General features: G+C 36.2%; 7 protein-coding genes and 1 pseudogene. 4 read left to right on the plus strand and 4 right to left on the minus strand.

The features are described from left to right. Positions 1–133: 133 nt before the first annotated feature. From IQ237_RS25620 to IQ237_RS25635, 4 genes and pseudogenes are all read left to right on the plus strand, one after another. Positions 134–523, plus strand: a pseudogene (locus IQ237_RS25620) (DUF29 domain-containing protein). Positions 524–653: 130 nt separating this feature from the next. Next, a complete protein-coding gene (locus IQ237_RS25625) occupies positions 654–890 on the plus strand; it encodes a DUF433 domain-containing protein (protein WP_194060061.1) in 237 nt (78 codons plus the stop codon). Further along, positions 890–1,246, plus strand: a complete 357-nt coding sequence (locus IQ237_RS25630; protein ID WP_194060062.1) for a DUF5615 family PIN-like protein — start codon at positions 890–892, stop codon at positions 1,244–1,246. The genes IQ237_RS25625 and IQ237_RS25630 overlap by 1 nt, the downstream gene beginning before the upstream one ends. A gap of 501 nt (positions 1,247–1,747) precedes the next feature. After that, positions 1,748–2,422, plus strand: a complete 675-nt coding sequence (locus tag IQ237_RS25635) for an NACHT domain-containing NTPase (RefSeq protein ID WP_194060063.1) — start codon at positions 1,748–1,750, stop codon at positions 2,420–2,422. A gap of 348 nt (positions 2,423–2,770) precedes the next feature. Here the strand turns inward: IQ237_RS25635 and IQ237_RS25640 are convergent, their stop codons facing one another. The 4 genes from IQ237_RS25640 to IQ237_RS25655 all read right to left on the minus strand — a co-directional run bounded on the left by IQ237_RS25640 (position 2,771) and on the right by IQ237_RS25655 (position 6,814). After that, complete coding sequence (locus IQ237_RS25640; protein WP_194060064.1) at positions 2,771–3,106, minus strand: XisI protein; 336 nt, start codon at positions 3,104–3,106, stop codon at positions 2,771–2,773. After that, complete coding sequence (locus tag IQ237_RS25645) at positions 3,094–3,510, minus strand: XisH family protein (protein WP_194060065.1); 417 nt, start codon at positions 3,508–3,510, stop codon at positions 3,094–3,096. Before IQ237_RS25645 ends, IQ237_RS25640 begins: the two co-directional genes overlap by 13 nt. 320 nt (positions 3,511–3,830) lie before the next feature. Then, complete coding sequence (gene thrS, locus IQ237_RS25650) at positions 3,831–5,666, minus strand: threonine--tRNA ligase (RefSeq protein WP_194060066.1); 1,836 nt, start codon at positions 5,664–5,666, stop codon at positions 3,831–3,833. A gap of 941 nt (positions 5,667–6,607) precedes the next feature. Then, positions 6,608–6,814 (minus strand): hypothetical protein, encoded by a 207-nt coding sequence (locus IQ237_RS25655; protein ID WP_194060067.1) that lies wholly within the window; start codon positions 6,812–6,814, stop codon positions 6,608–6,610. Positions 6,815–6,934: the final 120 nt, after the last annotated feature.

Here is a 6,934-nt window from a genome sequence, read left to right on the forward strand (position 1 = left end):
GATCTGAATGCTGCAATTAATTTATCGCGTTTGGCTAAAGCGTGAAAGTCTACCGAGGGATAACTGCTCCCATGCTCCCGTTGAAGTAGAAAGTAAAGTCTAGTTTTGTCTAGGTTTTATATAGCAGGATACCATCCTCAAACTCAAGGCGAGAGATTTTCATGGGTTGGATGTGGAACATTTGATTGAGGAGATGGAAATCTTGGCGGGTAGAGATAGGGCTGAGGTTGAAAGCCGTTTAATTGTATTATGAGCGCATTTATTAAAACGGATCTATGTGAATAGTGAATATGATAATCGTGGCTGGGAAGTTACGATTCGTCAACAACGTCGTCAGTTAAGAATACTTTTGAAACAATCTCCTAGTTTGAAACGATATTTTACAGAAGTATTGGATCAAGCTTGGGAAGATGCGTTAATGGAAGTTAGGGAAGATTATCCTCAAATTGAATTTCCTGATTTGTGGCATTTTAGTCTTAATGTTGATGAACTTTTGAGTGAGAAATTTTGGGAATATTCTTAGTCAATTTACCATTTTTCATAAAAAAGCTTTAGCTTCAAATTATTGCAGGTATCACTTCCGTTACCGCAGAAATTACACTTTACATACAACTGCTATAATCAAAAATATCAATTTATATCTTGCAGCAAATATGACACTAAACAAATTATTAGAAACTCAAGGTATTATTCACTCCGATCCTGAAATTATGAGTGGAGTTCCGGTCTTTGTGGGAACTCGTGTTCCTTTACAAACATTGTTTGACTATCTCGAAAGTGAAGGTGGGTTAGCTGATTTTATCAATGATTTTCCCTATCTGGAGACTCAAACTATGAAAGTCTTAGAAAATGCAGCTAAATTGATAATTGCTCAGGAACGTTGTGCTTAATGATTATTTTACTAGACGAAAATCTTTTAAGTAAAAAACTTAAACAACCTTTTTTAAATAAAGGTTATATAATTCATAACGTCAACGATATGGGATGGCGGGGTTTTAAGGATAAAGAGATTATTGATTTAGCCGAAAAACACCCTTTTGATGCTTTTATTACAGCAGATAAAAATTTACCATATCAGCAAAATTTAATTGGGAAAAAGCTGACAATTATCATTTTGAATTCTCGTAACACAAACCCTAATCATTTACTTCCTGTCATGGAAAAAATTAGTGAAATACTTTCCTCTTTATCTGAGGGAGCAGTTGTATTTATCAATGATTTAGGTGAAATTGAATACTTTGGTTAATAATCTACTTTTGAACAGATATTTTTGGCTCTCCTAGACTAGATATGACCATTTAACACTTAATACTTGGTTAAATTCATTATGTATCAAGAGATTCAATAAAATCAAAATCAATTTTTATTAAATCTATTGGTTTGATTGATGTAATCCTTGTGTAATAAGGTTTTTAGCCGTCATTTTTTATTAAATTACCATAACCACTCTAGGAGAGCCATATTTTTTTAACAATTATCACATTAGAAAAGCGATACCTAAAACTTATTAGTATTTTTACTGGACTTTAGATTACTTTTGCTATTAGACTGGGAATATGGCTAAAGCCACGTTATGCCTACGGCACGCTACGCAAACGCTTTAGCGATACGCTATCATTCCCAGTCGGGTGATATCGGTTTTACGTTAAGTTTACACCAATATAAATCCCTACTTCACCTCACTGTAAATATAAAAATCTAATTGTCTTCGCTTTCATCAACATTTTGATTTTCAGGTTGTATCATCTTGATAATCAAAATTAGAATCGCATCAGCAGATTTTTCAATTGCCCAAGTTAATAACGCGGTGAATACAATAATTAAAATAGTATCCATAAATCGTCACATTCTTTACACTGCCTTGCTTTCAGTCTTCGTTGTCCCCCCTTCAGCTGAGTTATATAAAGAAGGATTAGATGCACTGCTAAAAAAATGGGATGCCAAGCGGGGTATTCAACGTGATCAGATTTACAAAAAGCTATCTGTGCAGCGTAAGGAAGATTTACTCAGTAAAATTGCCTTGACTACCTTTGAAAAAAGTGAATATTTCTTCAAACAGAAAGCAGCAGAACAATACATCATCGAATATATTAAAAATTTACCAGATGCCAGTAATGACCCAGAAGTATTGCAACTGGATAGTGAAAAAATTATCAAATCAATTGAAGCTCAACATGGATTATTAGTAGAAAGAGCAAAAGGTATTTACTCTTTTTCCCATTTGACTTTTCATGAATATTTCACCGCTAGAGAATTTATATCTGTCCAACAGTCATCAGATGAAGCTTTGCAAAGTTTGGTGAAACATTTTACTGAAAAACGCTGGCGGGAAGTATGTTTATTAGCGGTGGGGATGTCACCTAATGCCAACCGTTTGTTGTTATTGATCAAGAATACAGTTGATAAATTAGTCAGTATATAGAAGATACTTTACTATTACCCATTGCAGAAATCAAACCCTATCGGTAAATGTTCAGCATAGAAAACAGATTAGCAATTTCCAGCTAGATTTTTTTGTCTGAATCAGGATGTCCAGCAGGGGAAACGCATCTAAATCTTATTGACAAAATACCGTTTTAATGTATAGACCAATAAATCCCTATTTATCGTTTGATTGATTTTTTCAGGATCATGGTGATGGACTAAAATATTGTCAATAAGTGGTCGTTAATGCGAATATTTTGGTCGTTATTGAGATTGAATCGCCCTTATTGATAAGATGCGTTTCCCCTGGGATGTCCAGGATTAAAGGATTAACAGGATTGAGAATTTAAGCTACTGCAAATCCTGTATATTGTCTGACATTAGGTTCATGAAATCCTAAAACAATCTCTTCTTTAGGAATACCTGCTGCTAACAAATCTAAAGCAATTCCATCTTCTGTACTATCACTTTGAATCCAAATTTTATGATCAATAATATCTATATGAATAATACAAGCATGAACTCTAGTATCATCTTCCCATCCTGATGTAATCACTAAATAACGATTTTCGTCTTTGCTAATAATTAATTCGGCTTTTAAATCTCCATAATGATAGGGAATAGCAGCATATTCTGTGAGGACTTTTTCAATAATTTGACGATAATTAGTTAATTTATCCATTTGATAATTATCTCCTTTTTGGCATCAACTATCATCAGTTTAATTTGATTTTTATGGATAACTAAATCACCAATAGGTTCTGAAAATATATCATTAAATGTTGGTTTTGTAATTGCCAAATATAATAAACGTTCAGGTTCTTTTTCTTCTAAAATATTGCGATATAATATATATTGTCCTAATGCTTTTTCTAATTCCGTTGCTTGGGAAATACCCGCAAAACTTTTAATTTCAACCGCAATTTTTAATTCTCCTTTTTGTGCGGCTATCAATTTTTTAGCACCAATATCAACAAAAAAATCTCTTTTACCCCAAGTTAATTTCAAAGGATCATCTGTAATTATCCAATCGTCTTTTTCCAGAGCTTTCCTGACATTATCATGATAAATATCCTTTGCTGGCATAATTATAATCTAATATTATTGAACTTCCAAAATTCAGTCTTTAGAGATTCGATTTGATTTATGTAGGGGTTTAGCAATGCTCATTGGTGTCAATTTAAGCTACAGATGGTTTATTTGTTTGGCTTCCGCACCCGCCCAGAAATGAATTTCCGGGCTAATAGCTAAAGTTTACTAAAGTAAACTAAATAATTGCAGAATTTTGTAGTTATTTTAGTCATCTTTAGATGACTTTTGCTATGAGACTGGGAATTCATTCCCAGTCGGGTTATGGGTTTTAACGTTAAGTTGACACCTATGAACAATGCTAAACCCCTACTTTTTTAGAAGTTGCTAAAATTAGAAATCGCTTCCTGCATTTTATTCACAACTTCATCTACAGATATCGCTCCCAACTCCCCAGATGCACGGGTACGAATACTCAAAGAATTACTTTCTACTTCCTTCGCACCTACTACCGCCATTACTGGGATTTTATCTTTTTCCGCATTGCGAATCAATTTACCCAGGCGATCGCCACTTAAATCAACTTCTGCTCTAATTCCTAAAGCTACCATTTTCGCAGCAACTTCTTTGGTAAAATCAACTTGCAATTCACCTACAGGTAAAAGTCGAATCTGCACAGGTGCTAACCACAAGGGAAAATCACCCGCATACTCTTCAATTAAAATCCCTATCAACCTTTCTAAAGATCCAAAGGGTGCGCGGTGAATCATTACTGGACGTTTACGCGTACCATCTTCAGCAACGTATTCTAAATCAAAGCGTTCAGGTAAATTATAATCTACCTGTACTGTTCCCAACTGCCATTCTCTATCTAACGCATCACTGAAGATAAAATCGAGTTTTGGACCATAAAAAGCCGCTTCCCCAATTCCTTCAAAATAGTCCATTCCTAATTCTTGCACAGCGCGACGAATCGCACCTTCCGCTTGATTCCAAACTTCATCCCCACCAATATATTTATCACTGGCTGGATCACGGAAACTCAATCTGGCTTTAAAATTCTTCAGTTGCAGACTTCTGAACACTGTCAAAATCAAATCTACAACATTCAAAAATTCCTGATCTAATTGTTCAGGAGTTACAAATAAATGGGAATCATCCACAGTAAAACCACGTACCCGCGTTAAACCACCCAGTTCTCCCGATTGTTCATAGCGGTAAACTGTGCCAAATTCTGCCAACCGCATCGGTAATTCCCGATAGGATCTTAACTCACTTTTGTATATTTGGATATGAAAGGGGCAGTTCATCGGCTTGAGGACAAAACCCTGGTCTAAAGCTTTTGCTTCCTCATCTTCAGCCATCATCGGAAACATATCTTCCTTGTATTTCTGCCAGTGTCCCGATGTTTTAAATAAATCAACTCTGGCAATGTGGGGAGTGACAACAGGTAAATAACCCCGTTTTAACTGTTCTTTTTTCAGGAAGTCTTCTAAAATGCTCCTTAACAGCGTACCTTTAGGAGTCCAAAGCGGTAAACCAGGACCCACAGGATCGGCGAAAATAAACAAACCCAGTTCTTTCCCCAGTTTACGATGGTCACGCCTTAATGCTTCTTCTTTGCGGCGTTTGTATTCTGCTAGTTGTTCGGGAGTTTCCCAAGCTGTAGCATAGATACGCTGTAACTGGGCTTTGGTTTCATCTCCCCGCCAATAAGCACCGGCTACGCTTTCTAATTCTATCGCTTTGGGGTTGATGTCCTTGGTATTTTCGACGTGGGGACCCGCGCACAAATCCCACCATTGATCACCTAAATGATAAATGGTGATGGGTTCTTCTTTGATATCTGCGAGAATTTCTAATTTGTACGGTTCTTGAATTGCTTCAATCCGTTTTTTTGCTTCTTCGCGGTTGACTTCTTCCCGAATAACTGGGAGTTTGCGGTTAATAATCTTCACCATCTCTTTTTGGATGGCTTTTAAATCCTTATCGCTAAAGGGTTCGGGGTTATCGAAGTCATAATAAAAACCGTTTTCAATCCACGGACCAATGGTAACTTGCGCCTTGGGAAACAGCTTTTGTACGGCCATGGCCATGACGTGAGAAGCGGTATGGCGAATTTTTTTTAATGTTTCTGATTCGCTGGTGCGGGGTAAATAGATTTTTTCTGCTGGTTGGGTTTCTTGAGTTGGCGACATCGGCTGTTGAACCATTGGCGATTACAAATAGAATTGTTGAAAATATATTCTTAAAATCATAGTCCACTTGCTGACGATGCAGTGGGCTTTATTCTGCTATATAAAACCTAGACAAAGCTAGACTTTACTTTCTACTTCAACGGGAGCATGGGAGCGGTTATCCCTCAGTAGACTTGCACGCTGTAGCCCAACGCGACTTTCTCAGGTTAAGATTTGGAAACAGACTATCACTATCAATGCTTGGTTTTCGCGTCGGTAATAGTCTAATTCAATACTTGATATCTGAGGATTATATATCAAGTTGGCATTTTTCTGAGCTAACTTATGTCCATTTTTGTCAATATAAGTATATTATTGTCTATAAAATGGTCAACTTAGGACAAGCTCTGGACTCTCCTAATTTATCACCCCCACTGAGCTAGTTGGGACAAGCATTTCCGATTAACCGCAGTTCTGTTAACAGTTGGGGAGCAATGCGATTTTGTGGGATGACCCCACCGGGAGAGCGATCGCTAATTAGGGGTTGCTGAAAAAGTTATCTGTGAAGGACCAGTGACAGGTGCTACGCCACGGTGACAGTTTCAAGAGTTGGATAGGAACAATTTTTTCTTTAAGTAGAAATTAAGTGCAAGGTTTTTCAGTTGCCACCTCATAAAAGCTTGCACTTTTTGAAAGTCAAAATAACTAAAACCCTTTACCTGTAAAGTTTTCATATTTATTCATACACCCCTAAATAGAGATATTACTGAAAAAGACTCCGACAAGAAATAAACTGGTGGTCGATTATGGTGAGCAAAAAAAGGTAGAATCTCCTTTATTGTTTTTATTTTAACATAGAAGTTCAAGGAAATCATCTCATTATTCGCCCAGTTAAAAAAGTAAGAAAAGGTTGGGAAAAGGCATTTATAGAAATGGCAGAAACCGGCGATGATGTTTTATTATGATTGAATAATATTTTATGGTTCTAACTCATTGATTAATTCTTCTATAGCTTTATTTTTAACATCCTGATTAGGGAGAAAATCATAAACTTTTTTTACCAACTCTATAGAAGCATTCTTGATAAACCAATCATCACTAGGATTTTCTGTGAGTCCTAAAAACAGCTTTAAACGTTCATCTATAACATCTTTATCATCTCTGTCTAATTGTCCAATAGACATCTCCGAAAACTATCTAACCTTCACCACAACTGCTTTTGAGGAAATGAAGGTAAAGTGCAAAGATACTCAGATTATACGCTAGAATCAGTGCTGAAGATGCCTGCTATTGGGAATTAGCCA

Origin of the sequence: Sphaerospermopsis sp. LEGE 08334 (assembly GCF_015207205.1) — a bacterium.
In the GTDB taxonomy this organism is placed as follows: domain Bacteria; phylum Cyanobacteriota; class Cyanobacteriia; order Cyanobacteriales; family Nostocaceae; genus Sphaerospermopsis.

Coding starts and splice junctions, on each gene's coding strand:
- IQ237_RS25645 (WP_194060065.1), bottom strand. CDS start 3,510: ATGCCAGCAAAGGATATTTATCATGATAATGTCAGGAAAGCTCTGGAA.
- thrS (WP_194060066.1), bottom strand. CDS start 5,666: ATGGTTCAACAGCCGATGTCGCCAACTCAAGAAACCCAACCAGCAGAA.
- IQ237_RS25625 (WP_194060061.1), top strand. CDS start 654: ATGACACTAAACAAATTATTAGAAACTCAAGGTATTATTCACTCCGAT.
- IQ237_RS25640 (WP_194060064.1), bottom strand. CDS start 3,106: ATGGATAAATTAACTAATTATCGTCAAATTATTGAAAAAGTCCTCACA.
- IQ237_RS25655 (WP_194060067.1), bottom strand. CDS start 6,814: ATGTCTATTGGACAATTAGACAGAGATGATAAAGATGTTATAGATGAA.
- IQ237_RS25630 (WP_194060062.1), top strand. CDS start 890: ATGATTATTTTACTAGACGAAAATCTTTTAAGTAAAAAACTTAAACAA.